This is a genomic window from Vibrio sp. B183, assembly GCF_000740665.1.
GTDB classification, from domain to species: Bacteria; Pseudomonadota; Gammaproteobacteria; order Enterobacterales; family Vibrionaceae; genus Vibrio; species Vibrio coralliilyticus.
Window position 1 is genome coordinate 33,108 of record NZ_JPQB01000002.1, and the last position, 18,665, is coordinate 51,772.

Consider the following 18,665-nt stretch of genomic DNA (forward strand, 5'->3'; position numbering starts at 1 on the left):
ATCCCTTTTATAATTCTAAGAAGTTTTGAATAAGCTTCGCGCCCGCTTTTGAAGAACGCTCAGGGTGGAATTGCACGCCGTAGTAATTACCGCTTTGCACCGCTGCAGTGAACGGATTTCCGTATTCACATTCTGCAATGGTGTAGTCCCCTACTGGCATGGCAAAACTGTGTACAAAGTAGAAGTACTCGCCTTCTTCAATGCCTTTGAACAACGGGTTGCCTGATTTTGCAGAGACTGTGTTCCAGCCCATATGCGGCAGCGGTAAATCACCAGTTTGTAGTAGCTTCACTTCGCCATTGCAAAGTCCAAGACACTCAACCAACTCGTCCGCTTTCTGTCCTTTCTCTTGAGACACTTTACCTAACAGTTGCATGCCTAAACAGATACCTAACAGCGGCTTCTCTACCTGTTTTACCAAGCTGATAAGATCACGCTCAGCTAGGTTTTTCATTGCTTCACTTGCGGTTCCTACACCCGGTAGGAATAGCTTATCTGCCGACAATACAACTTGTGGGTCTTTTGAAATCGTTACGTCATAGCCTAGGCGTTCAATGGCAAACTTCACCGAAGAAACGTTGGCACAGCCAGTATCGATAATGACAACTTTCTGCTCTGTCACTGTTTTTCTCCTTGCTAGCGTTAGCCTTACAGCACGCCTTTACTACTTGGTAGCTCAGTGCCTTCTACTTTGATTGCTTGGCGCAGAGTACGACCAAACGCTTTAAATAGACTCTCAATGATGTGGTGATCATTGTCGCCATCAGAAGAAAGGTGCAGCGTACACGCTAGGGTGTCAGTTAGAGAGCGGAAGAAGTGAACCACCATCTCGGTTGAAAGGTCACCGACTTGCTCACGGCTGAACTTCGCGTCGAACTTAAGGTAAGGACGCCCTGACAGGTCTAGAGCACATTGCGCCAAACACTCATCCATTGGCAGGCTAAAGCCAAATCGGCCAATACCACGCTTATCACCTAGCGCTTCTTTTAGCGCTTGGCCCAACGCAAGTGCCGTGTCTTCCACTGAGTGGTGATCGTCAATGTGTAGGTCGCCCTCCACTTTACACACCATCTTAAATCCACCATGTGTTGCGATTTGATCCAACATGTGGTCAAAAAAGCCTAGACCAGTAGAAATATCATTACCGCCTTGGTCATCAAGATTGACCGCGACTTTAATATCAGTTTCTTTCGTAGTACGGACCACTTCAGCGACGCGAGCTTTCACCGTCAGATCTTTCAGGATCTGTTTCCAACCCATGGTTTCCGGGTTGTATTGAATGCCACGAATTGCCATATTTTCTGCAAGTTGGAGATCGGTTTGACGATCGCCAATCACAACAGAGTTTTGGAAGTCCACTTTGCCACCTTGAAGGTACTCTTTCACCATGCCTAATTTAGGCTTTCGGCATGAGCAGTTATCTTCTTCAAAGTGAGGGCAGATCAGCACATCATCAAACTTCACACCTTGAGATTCGAAAATTTCCATCATCATATCGTGCGGTGCATCAAAATCTGCTTGTGGGTAGCTGTCTGTACCCAAACCGTCTTGGTTAGTGACCATCACTAGACGGTATCCTGCATCCTGCAACGACAGCAGGCTCGGAATAACAAATGGCTCTAGTTTTAGTTTATCTAAACGGTCTACTTGAAAATCAACCGGCGGCTCAACAATTAAGGTGCCATCACGGTCAATAAAAAGGATTTTTTGTTGTTTGCTCACTCGAACTTCCTTATTGCTAATCTTTGGCGCCCCCGCTTGCCAGCGAAAGCAATTAATTTTTTCTCTACTTATGCGTAGTAGTTTCTAATAAATCCGAGCGTTTTTTCACACTCGTCGCGGTTACCTACACTGATACGTACACAGTTTTCAATTGGCGAGTTACGCAAGATAATGCCTGTTTCCCAAGCAGCTTTGAAAAGGTCATCACCATCTGGGAATTTAACCAATAGGTAGTTACCCCATCCTTCAAAGACTTCCAAGCCCGGAATCATCGACAAGCCCACCTGCAAATAAGCACGGTTCGCGTTCAAATCGAGAACTTGGAACTTCGCTCTCGCTAGGCCTGCTTCAGAAAGCGCTTGAGTGGCAATTTCTGCAACAGGAACTGGGACTGGGTATGGTGCGATGACTTTCAGAAGTACATTAATCAGCTCTTCGTTCGCAAGCGTAAATCCACAACGCAAACCCGCAAGGGCAAAAGCTTTCGACAGAGTACGCAGAATTGCAAGATTCGGGTATTGCGCCAGTAAATCTACCGTTGACGCTTCTGGGCAGAAATCAATGTACGCTTCGTCCATCACCACGATTGCGCGGTCTTTTGTCATTTCAAGCAGAGAGACAATATCTTCACGCTTAACCAGGTTACCCGTAGGGTTATTTGGTGAACATACGAAAACCAGTTTAACGTTATCCAAATTAGCTTCGATGCCAGCAAGGTCTAGTTGCCAATCTGATGTTAGCGGCACGGTTTTGCGCTCTACACCAATGGTTTCAGCGCTGATGGAGTACATACCGTAAGTCGGTGGGCAGTAAAGAATCGCATCTTCACCTGGCTCACAGAAAGCACGAATCAGTAACTCGATGCCTTCATCTGCACCGCGAGAAGTCAACGTTTGTTCTGGGTTCACCCCTGCATACGCAGCGTATGCAGAAATCAGTTCTTTAGGCTGACATTCGCTATAACGATTAAGACGAGCGAAGTCTGTTTTGTATTCATTATTGAATGGCGATTCGTTGGCGTTCAGCCAAACATCACCTGTACCACCGATACGACGAGCCGATAAATAAGGGGTCAGTTTTTGGATCTGTTTACGCGCTAGCTTTTCCATCTCATTGCCCTCTTACTTAACTGCCAGTTTTTCTACACGAATAGTCACGGCACGTTTGTGTGCATCCAAACCTTCTGCTTCAGCCATGGTCACCACCGTTGGAGCAAGGTTTTTTAGACCATCAGCAGACAACTCTTGAACTGTCATCCGCTTAGAGAAATCCGCTAAACCTAAGCTCGAATACGTACGCGTGTAACCGTAAGTAGGGAGAACGTGGTTAGTGCCCGATGCGTAATCACCCGCCGATTCTGGTGACCAATCCCCTAGGAAGATGGAACCTGCATTATCGAGTAAAGGCAAAAGCTCGCGAGGGTTCTTGGTCTGAACAATCAAGTGCTCAGGGCCGTAGTAATTTGAGATTGAAACCGCCTGAGTCAACGACTCCGCGATGATAACCAAACTTGAAGCGAGTGCCTTCTCAGCAATATCCGCACGAGATAGCTCTTTGAGTTGGCGCTGAACTGCGTCAGTGACTTGGTCCGCAATCACAGGTGAAGGCGTCACAAGCACTACTTGAGAGTCAGGGCCGTGCTCTGCTTGGCTTAGCAAATCGGCAGCAATAAAATCAGGGTCCGCAGTTTCATCGGCCAAAACCAGTACTTCTGAAGGACCCGCTGGCATGTCAATCGTTGCGCCGCGAAAATCATTGCTCACTTGACGTTTTGCTTCAGTCACGTAAGCGTTACCCGGACCAAAAATCTTATCAACTTTGGATACCGTTTCTGTGCCATAAGCCATCGCAGCAACGGCTTGGCCACCACCGACGTTGTATACTTCATCAATGCCGCACAGCTGAGCAACATACAAAATTTCGTCTGCGATTGGTGGTGGAGAACACAACACCACTTTGCGACAGCCCGCAATCTTCGCAGGGACGCCAAGCATCAAAACAGTCGATGGCAATGGCGCGCTGCCACCCGGAATGTACAAGCCCACTTTTTGAATTGGCCGCGTTACCTGCTCACAAAGTACACCCGGTTGAGTTTCTACTTTGATAGGTTGTGGCTTCTGTGCTTTGTGAAACTTAGAGATGTTGGCATAAGCTTGCTCAAGTGCGTTCTTCATCTTTTCTGAAAGACGCGCTGACGCTTCCTCAATCTCTTGAGCCGACACTCGAATGGATTCCGGCTTCACGCGGTCAAACTTCTCAGTCAATTCAAGCAAGGCCGCATCGCCCTCGCTACGAACTTTCGCGATTACTTCAGAAACTGCAGCCGTGATGTTCGCACCTTCAGTAATTGCCGGACGCTCTAAAATAGAATCTTGCTGCGTTTCACTTAGCGATTGCCATACGACGGTTCTCATGGCGATTACTCCATCATTTTCTCAATTGGTAGTACCAGAATTGAACTCGCGCCCAGTTCTTTCAGTTGTTCCATGGTTTCCCAGAACAGGTTTTCAGTACTGACCAAATGAACTGCCACTTTCTGTTGGTCCGCAGAGAGAGGTAATACAGTTGGATCTTCCGCACCAGGTAGCAATGACTTGATTTGATCTAACTTATCCGTTGGAGCGTGTAGCATGATGTACTTCGACTCTTTCGCTTGCTGTACACCCTGCATTCGAGTCAACAGTTTTTCGATTAGCGCCACTTTGTCCGCATCGAATTCACCTGTACGTTGAATCAATGTTGCTTTTGATTTGAAGATGATTTCCGCTTCTTTTAGGCCGTTAGCTTCCAATGTTGCACCAGTAGAAACTAAGTCAGCGATGGCGTCAGCAAGACCAGCACGAGGCGCAACTTCAACAGAACCAGTGAGCATACACGTTGAGAACGGTACACCTTGTTCATCCATGTACGCTTTAAGCAGTTGTGGGTAGGTGGTTGCAATTCGCTTCCCTGCCAGATCTTGAGGGCCGTTGTACTCTTCATCTTTATCGATAGCGATAGACAAGCGGCAACCACCGAAATCAAGACGACGAAGTGGCACAAACTCGCTTGGTTCACCCAAAGCGATACGATCAAGACGGACTTCTTCAAGCTCGTTTTCACCGATGAAACCAAGGTCAACAACACCATCCATAATTAGACCTGGGATGTCGTCATCACGAACTAACAGTAGATCGATAGGCATGTTCAGCGAGTGAACTACTAAACGCTCACCCATGATGTTGAATTTTACGCCACACTTTTTAAGCAGTTCTTGGCATTCTTTGCTTAGGCGACCTTTCTTTTGGATTGCGATTCTTAGGCGTTGTGTTTGCATTGCTTTTATCCCTGTGCAAATTAATTTTTAAATCGTTAAAACTAAAAAACCCTCGGAAGAGTTGGTCTCCCGAGGGTTCTGAATCTTGTAGTTTGCGATTTCTGCCTCCGGGAGTTTCCTGTCCCCCGGGTATGCGTGCATCTCCCGAAAGACTAGACTGGGTGATGATGGTGATGAATGTTCATTACAAAATTACGCATACTTATAAGCTCTTCAGTTCGCTTGCTTGGTAACCACACTAACCAAGGCAAAACCATTTTTCAACTAAAAATTAAAGATTTTTTCAATTTGTATAAGACAAATAAAAAGGGAGCGAAAGCTCCCTTTAAAATTCTTTTATCGTTCAAATCATTAAACGTTTTGACAGCTTGCCATCTTCGCTTTTGAAAGAATCGATAGCAAGACACAGACGCCAACAAAAGCAACTGCGGATACAGCGAATGAGATGCCTACAGATGCAGTCATACCCAACGTGATGAAACCAATACAAGAGACAGCAGCGACAGATAGTGCATACGGCAGCTGAGTGGCTACGTGATCAATATGGTTACAACGTGCGCCCGTTGAAGAGAGAATCGTCGTATCTGAAATTGGTGAACAATGGTCTCCAAATACCGAGCCTGCCAATACAGCACTTAGCATAGGCAGCATCAGAGCAAGATCCGTTGCACCTGCCATATCGCCAGCAATTGGTAGCATGATACCAAACGTACCCCATGATGTGCCGGTAGAGAACGCCATCAGACCAGATAGCAAGAAAAGGATAACTGGCAACCAATGGGGGTTGATATTACCTTGTGCTAGTGTCGATAGGTATTTACCAGTGTTCATATCACCGATCACAGAGCCAATAGTCCAAGCAAATATTAGGATCAGAATCGCACCAAACATCGATTTCGCACCGATCCAAAGCGTGCGAGATATTTCGCTAAATGCGATACCTTGCTTAAGCACTGTAAACAGAGCTACAGCCAACCCGACAAGACCACCGTAGATCAACGAAGTACCTACATCTGTGTTCTCAAAAGCGCCCAGAACATTAAAGGCTTTGTCATCTGCAGTTAATGCCTGTCCGCCCGTATATAGCATTGAGGCAATCGTTGCAACAATCAGGAATACAATCGGTAGAACTAAGTCGGAAACTTTACCGCCTTCACTTTCCTGAATATCCAATTCTTCATTAATATCATGAGCTTCTTGAGAGTCATCAGCTTGTTCTTTTTCAAAGCCGTGCCCCTGAGATGCTGCGATTTCATGGTTACGCATCTTGCCAATATCAAGACCAAACCAAGCCACTGCAAATACCATTAGCAAAGCGAAAACAGCGTAAAAGTTCATTGGAATAAGGCGTACATAAGCACCAAGGGCAGAATACTCAGTGATGCCATGAGAGACAAGAATGCCACCAATGATCGTCATAATGTAAGCACCCCAACTAGACGCTGGCATGATCACACACATAGGAGCTGCAGTTGAATCTAAGATGTAGGCCAGCTTAGCGCGGGATACATAAAAGCGGTCCGTAACAGGTCGAGAAATCGCACCAACGGCTAGGCTGTTAAAATAGTCATCAACAAAAATGAATACGCCTAGAAAAGCCGCCAGTAACTTAGAACCACGTTTACTTTTAACGCGAGATTGCGCCCACTCTGCAAAAGCGCGAGTACCACCAGACAACGTCAATAACGCTGTCATCATACCAAGCAATAGCAAGAAACCGACAATACTCATGTTCCAAGTATTGATACCGCCATCTTCGATGAAGACGCTTGATACTGTAGAACCAACGTAGCTTATAGTATCACCCACCGAATAGTCATTAAGAAGTATGGCTCCAAGAGCAATACCAACACCTAAAGACACCAATACACGACGAGTAATAATTGCCAAACTCAGAGCTACCAAAGGAGGTAACAAAGAAATAGGGGATGATGCAAAATCAATTAAATTCATGATCTTCAAAAACCAGTAATAAATGGTTAGAGATCTACTGCAGACAAATTGAAGGAAAAATTTCCAAGCAATTAAGTTGAACTAAGCGAAAGGGAAGCGAAAACTTCACCCTGCCCTACAGTAGCGCTCCATAGTTTTACAAAATTATAGACTATGGCAGTGTTACCCCTTTCGAGTGTAACCCCAGCAAGCATCTTTGATTTGAATACTCACTTCGGCGAAACAACCTTTCGTATTTGTTCATTGGCATCACCCCAACAAACACTACTGATTTATTTCGCGCCTCTACCGCGAGTGTTGATATTTTAAACTGTCAAAAATAGTTTTTAACAACAATTTAACCAACACATCGCATTAGGTGGCGCCCATTGTACTCATCTAAAGCACCATTTCAATACATCATGCCAAATTTACTTACTCTAATTGTTAACGCAACAGTGCGTAAGGTTTCTCAACAATTGCATAGCCATCAACCAATATCATATTCAGGCTACTCAATATGAATCTAATTATTCAGAATTTGAGTCGCCAATGCGGAATTATACGTCTGAAACTAGGTATTAAGCTCTGACAACGAAAATTAGAGTGAAAAATTCGTGAATTGATGAAGATTTGTTACTATCTTGATAAATAGCTGACAAAAGGATAATCCAAATAATTTTGACGTTATAAAATAAATATCGCTCAACGTATGAAACTTATCCGCTATAAGTATTGTCAAAATCACAAAACCACCGATATTTTATGCAACAAAAACTTGTTGATTAAATTGAAAGGTCTCATTATTCAAATGAACTAGCGATTAATTAATAAATTTTTATAACAATTTAACCAGAAAATATTGTATTGCTAATAATACGGGTTTAATATTTATTTTATCGGCTCCTTAAATAAGTGGGAATTTACATGTCGGAACTAACAAAAACTCTATTAAACATTCGCAGTCTACGCGCATTTGCGCGTGAGCTAACTCTGGAACAACTAGAAGAAGCTCTAGACAAATTATCAACTGTTGTAGCTGAACGTAAAGAAGCTGAAGAAGCTGAACGTGAAGCTCAAGCGGCACAAGAAGCTAAATTAGCCGATATCGCAGAACAAATTAAGCAACTAGGTCTAGATAAAGACATGGTTATTTCTGCACTTGCAGGTGAAGCAGCAGGTAAGCCAAAATCTAAACGTGCTCCTCGCCCAGCAAAATACAAATACCTAGATAACACTGGTGAAGAAAAGACGTGGACAGGTCAAGGCCGCACGCCTTCAGCAATCCAAGAGCAACTAGACGCAGGTAAATCACTAGACGATTTCCTTATCTAATTGAATTTATAGAAGTGTTGTGACTCAACACTTTTATAAAACAAAAGAGAAGCCTCGCAATGCGAGGCTTTTTTGTAATTATATGTTGCTAATTAGCGTTCCCAGTATGCTTCTTCCAAACTATCTTCACGCTCAGGCAAACCTCGAGACAAGCGCGGAGAATGTTGTACTAATACTTCGTAACTGGCACGATTTGAATATTTACATACCTGAGAGAAAGAAGAATATGTCAGGTAAGTGTGGGCATGCTTACTCGAATTAGGCACATTTTCTTTATGGTATTTATTCGCAGCCATATCATGTAACAGTGCAGATAATGCTGCATCTCCAGCACCGTTGGTGTTTTTAATTTTCTCCGGGCCACCCATGTAAGGAGATATATGTGAATACACTTTGATTGGGTTGTCACACGCCCATTTTGCAGCAGGGCGGCTGAACTCATATCGGTTAAATTCAGCAATACTACCAGGGAGTAATGGCAGAGAAGTCTGACGTTTAGCCGCTTCTTCCGTATAACCCGCCATAAATAAACCTACAGGGCCTGCGGTACAAAGCACCAAGTCCACCCATTCAAGCGTTTTATCTGATGCGGCTAGTGGATCAGATTCGCCCGTTAGCGCTTCTGCTTCATCTTCATTCATTGCAACAACACTGACGTGGTCACGTAAAAAGTTTTGCCAAAATACTGGATCATCTTGAATAACGAATTTCGTTCCAAGTGTCAGTACAACAGGAACGTTATATTTCTTCGCATATTCGATCGCTTTCATCGTAGCATCTGGCATTGGGTCACCTTCTTTACAACGAACCAAATAAGCCGTGAGCACTAGAGCAGAAGCATTTTCAAAAATATGTTCCGGAATACTATTTGGGTGAAGCTGGTTCATCTGACCTTCACTGATGGCAAACGTACGCTCACCATCATCAGAGATCAAAGCAAAACAGCGACCAATTGCACCATCAACACCTTGTAAATAATTAAGATCCATTCGACTGGAAGTGTTGCACAAATAGCGGAAACCATAGCTACCGATCTTAATATCCTGACTCATGACACCCAAAAGTGTTGAGCGGTCATCAGCTAGAACAGAATAGTTATGAAGAGTGTTACCAATCGTGCCACCAGCGTATTCATTGGTAATCAGTCCATTTTCCTTTAGCTCATTATAGAGCGCTTCCGCAGTCACATCGTCAATAACCAGTGAGTGACCTTTACTCAATTGATACTTCTCAATGAGTTCCGAACTTACCTTCGCTTCGATATCCACCAAAGTTTGGTCAATACCGATAATGTGCGTGCTGGACATTTTCTTGCTTTCTTGAGATTGACTCACTAAAGGGTCACGCGCATGGACGGGAAAATAGTGCTTGGACTTTCGTTGGCCTGGAAACTTCATAACAAAATATTCTGAGTAAGGGGTCAAAGGATGCCGGATTCTACCGCGCACTACCTGACGCGGCAATAACCGGAATTATAGCAAACGATTGCGATAAAAATTAAATTCTACCTATCGAGAGGTAATAAATAAGAAGTGTTAAAGAGAAAGGAAGATCTTAAGCAATTAACGCGAAGAGTTTCTCTGCACCATACCCATTAATAACAAAAGCCAACTGACTACCAGTTGGCGCATGATGACAACTTATTCGCCTTCCATAAAACTAATGTCCGGCAAGCGGTCAAGGTGCTCGGAGTAACGTTTGAGATTAAACTCACCTTCGTTTTTCATTACGTCGAAGATCTCAATAGAGACAGCACAAGCCATCATTGCAACAGCCTCGTCTCGCGGTGTTCCTGTCATCATCAAACGCATCAAAGTTTCTTTCACTTTGAGCGGTTCACCATCTTCCAACTGATTCTCAACAATTTCAATCAGCTCTGCTTCCGCCATGAATTGACTGTCATCACTCATGTTTTTGTACCTTGTCTAACTTGAATTTTGCCAACTATGCCACATATAGCCTGTCTATAGTGAAAATTCGCAGATTAAGATAGTGAACGAGTAAAATTGCGGCAAATTTGAAGTGTGAGTTCGATCTCGGATCTGTCACCTCGAAACGCTTTCTGTTAAGATCTGCCTCCAGTTAAATTGTGTGGTGTTTAGTAATGTCTGAGAACTGTACTGACAACAGTAAAAAGAAAGTTATCGTCGGCATGTCTGGCGGTGTGGACTCATCCGTTTCCGCGTATCTCCTAAAGCAACAGGGCTATCAGGTCGAAGGTCTGTTCATGAAGAACTGGGAAGAAGACGATAACGAAGAATACTGTACAGCTGCAGAAGACTTGGCCGATGCACAAGCGGTTTGTGACAAGCTGGGAATACACCTTCACACCATTAATTTTGCTGCCGAATACTGGGACAACGTGTTTGAGTATTTTCTGGCGGAATACAAAGCGGGTCGCACACCGAACCCAGACATCCTTTGTAACAAAGAAATCAAGTTCAAAGCTTTCCTTGAGTTTGCAGATGAAGTACTAGATGCAGATTACATTGCAATGGGTCATTACGTTCGACGTACTTTCCCTGATAACGGTGAGAAGCCTCAAATGCTGCGTGGCCTAGATGGCAACAAAGATCAAAGCTACTTTCTGTATACACTGAGCAGTGATCAGATAGCTCGCAGCCTGTTCCCTGTGGGGGAACTAGAAAAACCTGAAGTACGCCGAATCGCCGAAGAGCAGGACCTTATTACCGCGAAGAAAAAAGACTCGACAGGTATATGCTTCATCGGTGAACGCAAGTTTACCGACTTCCTATCTCGTTATTTGCCAGCTCAGCCAGGCAAAATTGAGACACCTGAAGGCAAAATCATCGGTGAACACCAAGGTTTGATGTATCACACATTGGGTCAGCGTAAAGGTCTGCATATCGGCGGTCAGAAAGGCGGCGGTGGTAATGAAGACCCGTGGTACGTAGCAGACAAAGATCTTAAACGTAACGTACTAATTGCGGTACAAGGTGCTGAACACCCATTGTTAAAATCCCAGGGACTCATTGCTTCTCAGCTTCATTGGGTTGATCGAGAGATAATTAAGGCACCGCTTCAATGCAGTGTGAAAACACGTTACCGTCAAACGGATATCCCTTGTACCATTATCCCAATTGATGATGAAAATATTAAGGTCATTTTCGACGACCCTCAGGTAGCCGTAACCCCTGGCCAATCTGCGGTATTTTATAAAGATGATGTTTGCCTTGGTGGCGGCATCATTGAAAAACGTATTTAATTCAATGTATTTTCAGGAGTAATACTACGTGGCTAACGCTCTTTACGACCGCACCATCGCATTTGCAGGAATTTGCCAAGCTGTCGCTCTGGTTCAACAGGTCGCGAAAAACGGTCACTGTGACTCTGACGCATTTGAAACTTCGCTCAAAGCTATCTTAAACACAAACCCAAACAACACCGTGGGTGTTTATGGTCGAGAATCAGATTTGAAACTCGGCCTAGAATGCTTGGTGAAAGGCATCGATAGTACGCCTTCTGGCAGTGAAGTAACTCGCTATATCATTAGCCTGATGGCGCTTGAACGTAAGCTAAGTGGACGTAACGATGCAATGTCTCAATTGGCTGATCGTATTCAAATGATAGAGCGACAACTTGATCATTTTGAGCTGCTAGACGACCAGATGATCAGCAACCTTGCCAGCGTATATTTAGATGTCATCAGCCCGATTGGACCGAGAATTCAAGTAACTGGAACCCCTTCTGTACTGCAACAGACAGGTAACCAACATAAAGTTCGAGCCTTGTTACTATCAGGTATTCGCAGTGCGGTACTATGGCGCCAAGTCGGCGGAAAGCGTCGCCACCTCATTTTTGGACGCAAAAAAATGGTTGAACAGGCTCAAATCCTCTTAGCCAGAATGTAATGACTTAACAATACAGCTCGCGCCTATCGCGAGCTGATTTTTTCTACCAAAACAAACTTAACGCAAACGATTGCGTAATCTGCGTGACAATCTATGCGGTTATTGGTATAAAGCACACAAAATTTAGAAACTCAATTCAGGAGAACATCATGGAACTGTCAGCACTGACTGCTGTTTCACCAGTAGACGGCCGTTACGGAAGTAAGACGATTGCACTTCGCAGCATTTTTAGCGAATTTGGCCTTCTAAAGTACCGCTCTATCGTTGAAATTCGTTGGCTGCAGAAGCTTGCTGCAACTGATGCAATCAAAGAAGTACCAGCTTTCAGTGCAGAAGCAAACCAGTTTCTTGATGATCTTGCCGCTAACTTCAGTGAAGAAGACGCTGCTCGTATTAAAGAAATCGAGCGTACGACGAACCACGACGTAAAAGCGGTTGAGTACTTCCTAAAAGAGAAAGTAGCTGGTGTTCCTGAGCTTCACGCTGTAAACGAGTTCATCCACTTTGCATGTACGTCAGAAGACATCAACAACACGTCTCACGCGCTAATGCTGAAAGAAGCTCGTGACGAAGTAATTCTTCCTGAGATCAAAAACATCATTGACGCTATTAAAGCACTTGCTGTTGAATACCGCGATATTCCTCTTCTATCTCGTACACACGGCCAGCCAGCTTCTCCATCTACTATGGGTAAAGAAATGGCGAACGTGGCGTACCGTATGGAGCGTCAATACAAACAAATCGCTAACGTAGAAATCCTAGGTAAGATTAACGGCGCTGTAGGTAACTACAACGCTCACCTATCGGCTTACCCAGAACTAGACTGGCACAAGTTCTCTGAAGAGTTCATCACTGAGTCACTAGGCGTTACTTGGAACCCTTACACAACTCAGATCGAACCACACGATTACATTGCTGAACTATTCGATGCGGTTGCACGTTTCAACACTATCCTAATCGACTTTGATCGTGACGTTTGGGGTTACATCGCACTAGGTCACTTTAAGCAGAAGACAATCGCTGGTGAAATCGGTTCTTCAACCATGCCTCACAAAGTTAACCCAATCGACTTTGAAAACTCTGAAGGTAACTTAGGTCTTGCTAACGCAGTATTCGGCCACCTAGCACAGAAACTACCAATCTCTCGCTGGCAACGTGACCTAACTGACTCAACCGTTCTACGTAACCTAGGTGTTGGTGTTGGCTATGCAATTATTGCTTACACTTCTACGCTGAAAGGTATCAGCAAGCTAGAAGTTAACCGTGAAGCACTACTTGCTGAACTAGACCAAAACTGGGAAGTTCTTGCTGAACCTGTGCAGACTGTTATGCGTCGCTACGGCATCGAGAAGCCATACGAGAAGCTCAAAGAGCTAACTCGTGGTAAACGTGTAGATGGTGAAGCAATGCGTAACTTTATCGACGGTCTTGAGCTTCCAGATCACGAGAAAGCACGTCTGAAAGAGATGACGCCAGCTAACTATATTGGTCAGGCGATCGAATTAACTGACAAGCTGTAAGATTAAGCACCAATAAAATTTAAGGGTTGACGTAAAAGCGTCAACCCTTTTTTATACCTACTCGTAGATGGTTATCACATTAACTACACATCTAACTTTTGAAAGAACAAAGTAATTTTGCCTACTTCAATACCTAACTTTCGGATGCTCGTAATATTGAAGACATGTCGCTCGTCTTGCCTGAATAACCAATCGTCAAAAGCGACAGTTACCTTTGAACCATCCACGACAAGCTCAAAGTCATATACCCAGTGGAGCGCATTACCCACTTCGTTACCTTTCGCCGTACCTAGTATGTCTCCAGCTTCTCCTTCGTAGGTACTATCGCTCAATCGCTTAATCTTCCAGACTCTCTGGTCAAGTTCGCCATCATCAAATACGAAATCTTCAACAAGTGTTAAAGTATCTCCATCGATTGAGCCTACAATATCGACCTTAAAACGACGTTGCTGCTTGTTGGTATAATCCTGAACCATTCCCCATGCGGTCACCTTGCCGTCAAAGTACTCGAATAGATTGAAAGCAGGTGTGCTGCCTTTATATTCAGAGATATCTGCCGAACACCCTGTTAGTAAGACGAATAGGCTAGCAACAATTAGCATTTTAATCTTTCGCATTCTATTTAGCTCCTATCAGCTCTCGTCTGAGTTTTGGGTACTGTGTCTGTGGAGACAGCCAGATCGCTAAAAACGCATCATTTAACTGAGGATCGGTAATAGAACCTATCAACTGATTTTTTTCGCTGTGAGAGGAAAAAAAGAATCTGCCTATATCTCCATCGGAGACATAGGTCAGTTGTTGGCCATCTTTAATGTCTGGAAAAATGTCTTCGAGCTGAGTCACCCAAGAGCTAGTGTCGGAATAACCCAGTTTTTCCCATTGCTCGATAGTGGCATCGACCAACTGTTTTTGACTAATATCTCTTTGATACTCAATGGATAACGCGAGTGGATGTGGTGAAACATCTTTACCCTGTGCGTAATCTCCAGAGGGTGTAAGAAGCTGAGATTTGTATACGTCAAAAATGAAATAAGTGAGCTGTGCGCTCCCCACTTTACGCCATTCCTGCCATTGTTCATCGCTAGCAGTATTTGCTTTTACACTTGCACTAACAATCAAAGAGCTAGCGATCAACCCTGCCAGCATACCCCATCTTATCCGATGCATTTCCATAAACCTTTATTATGACTGCCGCAATCAGCAGCCATTCCACCATTAATACAAGAAGTGTGGTTGTCGTTGGTAAAGGAAAATAGACCGCGCCCAATTTTTCTCCTGCTAAATAACTGAGCGTTCCTCCAACTCCCCCGGAAATAGATACGAGCAAGATAGAAAATCGGCTCACTATTGGCACAAGAAAATATGCATACCAAACAAAAATAAACCAAAGTGCCATAAGCCAAATAGGGAATTCATTGAATTCAAAACGAAAAATGCCAAGCGCCATATTGGCGTAATCGACCATGACACCGAATAACGCCATCAAAAACACTCGCTCAAGCTTAATCGGTGCAACTAATTGGATGTATACATAGGTACCAACGACAAGGCTAACTGCTAACCACTGCAGTTTCTCCTGACCAAATACTGCGATGATCCAGACAATTTGAAACCAGAGAGAATAGAAAATTAGCCTCTTCGTCGTCATATTCACGCCTTTTGAAAAGTCATGTGGACAGTGCTTATACTTTTCGCTCGAAATCCACCTTCGCAGTAACAGAAATAATATTTCCACATACGGATAAACGTGTCATCAAAGCCTAATTTCCTGACATGGCTTTCGGCTGCCATAAATCTTGTGTGCCATTCTTTCAACGTCTGCGCATAATCTAAGCCTATATCGAACAAGTTCTTCAAGACTAAGTCGCTGTGTGCAGTTGTTGCTTGAGTTAAAGCAGTAATCGAAGGCAGGAAGCCACCCGGAAAAATATACTTCTGGATAAAGTCTACGTTATTACTGTAGTAGTCGTATCTTTGGTCAGCAATGGTAATGGCTTGGATTGCCATCAGTCCTTTTGGCCTTAAAAGAGACTGACACTTTTCAATGTATGAGCCCAAATACTCCTTCCCTACTGCTTCGATCATTTCAATGGATACCAGCTTGTCGTAATGCCCCTTTAGCTGCCTGTAGTCCTTTTTTAGCAGTGTTATCTTATGCTCTAGTCCCTTTTCAACTATTTGCTGCTGAGCGTACTGATACTGCTGCTCGGAAATCGTTGTGGTTGTAACGTGACAACCATATGTCTCCGCCATGTATATCGCCATACCACCCCAACCTGTGCCAATCTCAATAACTCGGTCGCTAGAGGTCAGTTCAAGCTGCTGACACAACCTTTCCATTTTGTTGATCTGAGCCTGCTCTAAACTATCAGCAGCCGAGCTAAACACTGCAGCGGAGTACAACATTTCTTGGTCAAGGAACGTTTGGTAAAGCTCGTTACTCAAATCATAATGAGCACTAATATTTTTAGCCGCATTCTTCTCAGTATTTCGATTGAACCAATGCCCAAGCTGGTAAGATATTCGAGAAATAAAGCTACTCTGTCCTTCAATAGAGTCGAGTGTTTTTAAATTTAAGGCCATTAGCTCCATAAGCTTGGTTAAATCTGGGCTATCCCACCAGCCTTCCATATAAGCCTCACCCGCTGCAATACTCCCACCTTTTAGCAATCTAGCGTAAAAGCCCGGATTTTTGACTTCAATTACCGCGTGTATGCAAGACGTCTGTGGTGCACCAAAAGTGGTCCTGTTTTCTGACTGTGAGAAAGACTCAATCACAGTTAGTAAACCTGATGTAATTTTTTTTAGGAATGACATTGCCAAACTACGCGCTGTTTTTTGTCCTGTGCTTAGTGACGATGAGTAACCTAAAGTTTGGGAGTTCATCATGTCCTATGCTCCTTAACCTGTTCTCTCGATTTCTGTTTTTCAGAAGATACTTCTGACTTTATTTTGTATTTAGGATGAGAGTAAAACGGAGCACCTTTACACCAGAGCTTAAACGCATGCCAGTAGATACCAACCAACATTTTAGCTGCCATTAGCGGTGTCCTAATCAGTTGTTTTAGGAGTATCCTTGATGTAAGCGCTTGCTTACTCATGCTGAGCGTGGCATCAAATTCCTTTTGATCCCGATGGCACTCAAGATGAATTGAAAGCTTTTTCCCTAAGGGTTTTAACCGCCAAACATATTCTTGTTCTATAGGGTTAAAGGGTGACACGTGAAACGCTTTGCTGTGTCGCCACAAAGTTTCATCAAAAGCAGGAACAGCATAGTAATGCCTTTGATTCCAGGGAGTATTACTTACCTCAGCCAACAGATAACGCCAATCTCCATCCTTGTTATAAACATAGTAGAAGTTTACCGGACTGAAATAGATCCCGAGATATCTAAGATGGATGACTGCCTCAACACGACCGTCTATTTTCTCTCCTGTCAGCTCTTTTATCTTGTCAAATACCGCGTGTTTTAAATCTCCCTCTCCTAGATAATCATCCCGTTTGAATCTCGCCCAATGCCACCACTTTTGCCCGAAACCCCACACAGATTTCTCCACTGCGCTTATCTGGTCTAAATCGATACAAGGCATAAAAATTGGGTATTTTAGCTGATGCTCTACTGGACTAAAGCGGCGATGTCTTACGTCCCCAACAAGCAATGAGCAGCTGTGCTCTGAGTTCATTATGCCGCACCTCTTTGGCGCTCAACTTTGTTGAGCTGTTTAAGCTCTCTCACAACATCTAAAGCACTTTTGACCCCGTCTTCATGAAATCCGTTGTACCAATACGCACCACAGAACCATATCTTATCCTGGCCATTTATTTCTTGGCGTCGTTTCTGAGCCTGCATCGATTGTTCACTAAAAACAGGATGATGATAAGTAAACGTTTTCAGCACTTTATTCGGCTCAATCAGGTGTGCGCTGTTTAACGAAACACAGAATGTCACAGGCGCTTGTATATGTTGCAATATGTTCATGTTGTAGGTGAGCGTTGGCGGGCGTTCGCTCTCACCTTGCGCTCCATCTAACCAATAATTCCAAGACGCCCAAGCTGACTTTCTCTTAGGAAGTAAGCTCTCATCAGTATGAAGCGTCACCTCATTCGCTTGATACTCCAACTGACCCAAGACTTCACTTTCAATGCAATTAGCATCGCCAAGCAGAGCTAGCGCCTGATCGCTGTGACACGCGAAAATCACTTGGTCAAAACGTTCGGTTCGATCGTCGAGTTCAATTCGCACGCCAAGTTGCTCTCGACGGACAGACTTCACGGGTGAAGACAGCTTTATGTTATCGGCGAAATCTCTTGTTAGCGGCTCAACATAAGCATTTGATCCTCCTTTAACTACGTACCACTGTGGTCTGTTCAGTACGTCTAGTAATCCATGATTTAGGAAGAAACGAGCGAAAAACTGAAGAGGGAAAGCGCGCATGTCTGCTAGTGTGGAAGACCATATGGCAGCCCCCATAGGTAAGATATAATTGTCGCAGAAATAGTCGCTAAACTTCTCTTCTGATAAAAAGTCTCCTAGCGTTTTTTCTGACTCTTGAGATTGTTCAACTAACCTTTTTACTTGCTTGTTAAAGCGTAAGATCTCGAATATGAAAGCGTAAAACCTAGGATTGAACCAATTTCTTTTTTGCGCAAAAAGCGTGGATAACGTGTGGCCGTTGTACTCCAATCCACAATCATCATTACGCACACTGAAGCTCATCTGAGTCGGTATACCTTCCACACCAATATCTTCCATCATGGCAATAAAATTCGGATAAGTTCTATCGTTGTACACAATGAAACCTGTATCGACTGCATAGCTCCCGCCTTCGACCTCAACATTGACCGTCGCAGTATGACCACCGATATAGTCGTTGGCTTCAAAAAGAGTAACATCATGTTGCTTGTTGAGATGGTAAGCACATGTCAACCCAGAGATACCTGTCCCGATTATGGCTATTTTCATTTTGG

The 18,665-nt window shown here is 43.9% G+C and carries 18 protein-coding genes, 1 riboswitch and 1 other annotated feature; of the genes, 4 read left to right on the forward strand and 14 right to left on the reverse strand.

All coding sequences use genetic code 11. The annotated features are described in order from the left end of the window. Positions 1-7: 7 nt before the first annotated feature. From hisH to IX95_RS00320, 6 genes are all read right to left on the reverse strand, one after another. Positions 8-622 (reverse strand): imidazole glycerol phosphate synthase subunit HisH, encoded by a 615-nt coding sequence (hisH, locus tag IX95_RS00295; RefSeq protein ID WP_038155915.1) that lies wholly within the window; start codon positions 620-622, stop codon positions 8-10. A 26-nt stretch (positions 623-648) separates the two neighbouring features. Then, positions 649-1,722, reverse strand: coding sequence for a bifunctional histidinol-phosphatase/imidazoleglycerol-phosphate dehydratase HisB (gene hisB, locus IX95_RS00300; protein ID WP_038155917.1), 1,074 nt, complete (start codon positions 1,720-1,722; stop codon positions 649-651). Positions 1,723-1,790: 68 nt separating this feature from the next. Next, the gene (hisC, locus tag IX95_RS00305) at positions 1,791-2,831 is read right to left on the reverse strand and encodes a histidinol-phosphate transaminase (RefSeq protein WP_038155919.1); all 1,041 of its coding nucleotides are present in this window, start codon (positions 2,829-2,831) and stop codon (positions 1,791-1,793) included. Positions 2,832-2,843: 12 nt separating this feature from the next. Continuing rightward, the gene (gene hisD / locus IX95_RS00310; RefSeq protein ID WP_038155921.1) at positions 2,844-4,136 is read right to left on the reverse strand and encodes a histidinol dehydrogenase; all 1,293 of its coding nucleotides are present in this window, start codon (positions 4,134-4,136) and stop codon (positions 2,844-2,846) included. A gap of 5 nt (positions 4,137-4,141) precedes the next feature. Then, positions 4,142-5,038 carry an ATP phosphoribosyltransferase gene (hisG, locus tag IX95_RS00315; protein WP_038155924.1) on the reverse strand — a complete coding sequence of 299 codons (897 nt, stop codon included), beginning with the start codon at positions 5,036-5,038 and terminating at the stop codon, positions 4,142-4,144. 40 nt (positions 5,039-5,078) lie between these two features. Next, positions 5,079-5,215 (reverse strand) — a sequence feature (His leader region). A 174-nt stretch (positions 5,216-5,389) separates the two neighbouring features. Further along, entirely contained in the window at positions 5,390-6,991 is a 1,602-nt protein-coding gene (locus tag IX95_RS00320; protein WP_038155926.1) for a Na+/H+ antiporter NhaC family protein, read from the reverse strand. Positions 6,992-7,104: 113 nt separating this feature from the next. Further along, positions 7,105-7,287, reverse strand: a riboswitch (Lysine riboswitch). Positions 7,288-7,897: 610 nt separating this feature from the next. Here IX95_RS00320 and IX95_RS00325 point away from each other — a divergent pair. Next, complete coding sequence (locus IX95_RS00325) at positions 7,898-8,305, forward strand: H-NS family histone-like protein (protein ID WP_006962781.1); 408 nt, start codon at positions 7,898-7,900, stop codon at positions 8,303-8,305. Positions 8,306-8,397: 92 nt separating this feature from the next. On the opposite strand, the gene IX95_RS00330 is transcribed toward IX95_RS00325, so the two are convergent. Beyond that, on the reverse strand, positions 8,398-9,702 hold the full coding sequence (locus IX95_RS00330; RefSeq protein ID WP_019275705.1) for an inosine/guanosine kinase: 1,305 nt from the start codon (positions 9,700-9,702) through the stop codon (positions 8,398-8,400). Between the two features lie 243 nt (positions 9,703-9,945). Next, entirely contained in the window at positions 9,946-10,215 is a 270-nt protein-coding gene (locus IX95_RS00335) for a hypothetical protein (RefSeq protein WP_006962783.1), read from the reverse strand. A 194-nt stretch (positions 10,216-10,409) separates the two neighbouring features. Here IX95_RS00335 and mnmA point away from each other — a divergent pair, with 194 nt between their 5' ends. From mnmA to purB, 3 genes are all read left to right on the forward strand, one after another. Further along, positions 10,410-11,531, forward strand: a complete 1,122-nt coding sequence (mnmA, locus tag IX95_RS00340; protein WP_038155929.1) for a tRNA 2-thiouridine(34) synthase MnmA — start codon at positions 10,410-10,412, stop codon at positions 11,529-11,531. A gap of 28 nt (positions 11,532-11,559) precedes the next feature. Then, positions 11,560-12,177, forward strand: a complete 618-nt coding sequence (hflD, locus tag IX95_RS00345; protein WP_006962785.1) for a high frequency lysogenization protein HflD — start codon at positions 11,560-11,562, stop codon at positions 12,175-12,177. 149 nt (positions 12,178-12,326) lie between these two features. Next, positions 12,327-13,697, forward strand: a complete 1,371-nt coding sequence (gene purB / locus IX95_RS00350; protein WP_038155930.1) for an adenylosuccinate lyase — start codon at positions 12,327-12,329, stop codon at positions 13,695-13,697. An 83-nt stretch (positions 13,698-13,780) separates the two neighbouring features. Here the strand turns inward: purB and IX95_RS00355 are convergent, their stop codons facing one another. The 6 genes from IX95_RS00355 to IX95_RS00380 are packed head-to-tail and all read right to left on the reverse strand — an operon-like array spanning position 13,781 to position 18,660. After that, on the reverse strand, positions 13,781-14,314 hold the full coding sequence (locus IX95_RS00355; RefSeq protein ID WP_038155933.1) for a DUF3833 domain-containing protein: 534 nt from the start codon (positions 14,312-14,314) through the stop codon (positions 13,781-13,783). Between the two features lies 1 nt (position 14,315). Next, positions 14,316-14,864 (reverse strand): chalcone isomerase family protein, encoded by a 549-nt coding sequence (locus IX95_RS00360; RefSeq protein WP_235202546.1) that lies wholly within the window; start codon positions 14,862-14,864, stop codon positions 14,316-14,318. Further along, positions 14,821-15,345, reverse strand: coding sequence for a DUF2878 domain-containing protein (locus tag IX95_RS00365; RefSeq protein WP_038155937.1), 525 nt, complete (start codon positions 15,343-15,345; stop codon positions 14,821-14,823). Before IX95_RS00365 ends, IX95_RS00360 begins: the two co-directional genes overlap by 44 nt. Before the next feature lie 2 nt (positions 15,346-15,347). Then, positions 15,348-16,586 (reverse strand): SAM-dependent methyltransferase, encoded by a 1,239-nt coding sequence (locus IX95_RS00370; protein ID WP_038155939.1) that lies wholly within the window; start codon positions 16,584-16,586, stop codon positions 15,348-15,350. Then, complete coding sequence (locus IX95_RS00375; protein WP_038155941.1) at positions 16,583-17,380, reverse strand: DUF1365 domain-containing protein; 798 nt, start codon at positions 17,378-17,380, stop codon at positions 16,583-16,585. Before IX95_RS00375 ends, IX95_RS00370 begins: the two co-directional genes overlap by 4 nt. Continuing rightward, positions 17,380-18,660, reverse strand: a complete 1,281-nt coding sequence (locus IX95_RS00380) for an NAD(P)/FAD-dependent oxidoreductase (protein WP_038155943.1) — start codon at positions 18,658-18,660, stop codon at positions 17,380-17,382. Before IX95_RS00380 ends, IX95_RS00375 begins: the two co-directional genes overlap by 1 nt. Positions 18,661-18,665 lie beyond the last annotated feature (5 nt).

Excerpts from the sequence above, each read along its gene's own strand:
- IX95_RS00365 (WP_038155937.1), bottom strand. The coding sequence starts at position 15,345 with ATGACGACGAAGAGGCTAATTTTCTATTCTCTCTGGTTTCAAATTGTC.
- IX95_RS00380 (WP_038155943.1), bottom strand. The coding sequence starts at position 18,660 with ATGAAAATAGCCATAATCGGGACAGGTATCTCTGGGTTGACATGTGCT.
- hisC (WP_038155919.1), bottom strand. The coding sequence starts at position 2,831 with ATGGAAAAGCTAGCGCGTAAACAGATCCAAAAACTGACCCCTTATTTA.
- hisG (WP_038155924.1), bottom strand. The coding sequence starts at position 5,038 with ATGCAAACACAACGCCTAAGAATCGCAATCCAAAAGAAAGGTCGCCTA.
- IX95_RS00320 (WP_038155926.1), bottom strand. The coding sequence starts at position 6,991 with ATGAATTTAATTGATTTTGCATCATCCCCTATTTCTTTGTTACCTCCT.
- IX95_RS00360 (WP_235202546.1), bottom strand. The coding sequence starts at position 14,864 with ATGCATCGGATAAGATGGGGTATGCTGGCAGGGTTGATCGCTAGCTCT.
- IX95_RS00325 (WP_006962781.1), top strand. The coding sequence starts at position 7,898 with ATGTCGGAACTAACAAAAACTCTATTAAACATTCGCAGTCTACGCGCA.
- IX95_RS00355 (WP_038155933.1), bottom strand. The coding sequence starts at position 14,314 with ATGCGAAAGATTAAAATGCTAATTGTTGCTAGCCTATTCGTCTTACTA.
- IX95_RS00370 (WP_038155939.1), bottom strand. The coding sequence starts at position 16,586 with ATGATGAACTCCCAAACTTTAGGTTACTCATCGTCACTAAGCACAGGA.
- purB (WP_038155930.1), top strand. The coding sequence starts at position 12,327 with ATGGAACTGTCAGCACTGACTGCTGTTTCACCAGTAGACGGCCGTTAC.
- IX95_RS00375 (WP_038155941.1), bottom strand. The coding sequence starts at position 17,380 with ATGAACTCAGAGCACAGCTGCTCATTGCTTGTTGGGGACGTAAGACAT.
- hisD (WP_038155921.1), bottom strand. The coding sequence starts at position 4,136 with ATGAGAACCGTCGTATGGCAATCGCTAAGTGAAACGCAGCAAGATTCT.
- IX95_RS00330 (WP_019275705.1), bottom strand. The coding sequence starts at position 9,702 with ATGAAGTTTCCAGGCCAACGAAAGTCCAAGCACTATTTTCCCGTCCAT.
- mnmA (WP_038155929.1), top strand. The coding sequence starts at position 10,410 with ATGTCTGAGAACTGTACTGACAACAGTAAAAAGAAAGTTATCGTCGGC.
- IX95_RS00335 (WP_006962783.1), bottom strand. The coding sequence starts at position 10,215 with ATGAGTGATGACAGTCAATTCATGGCGGAAGCAGAGCTGATTGAAATT.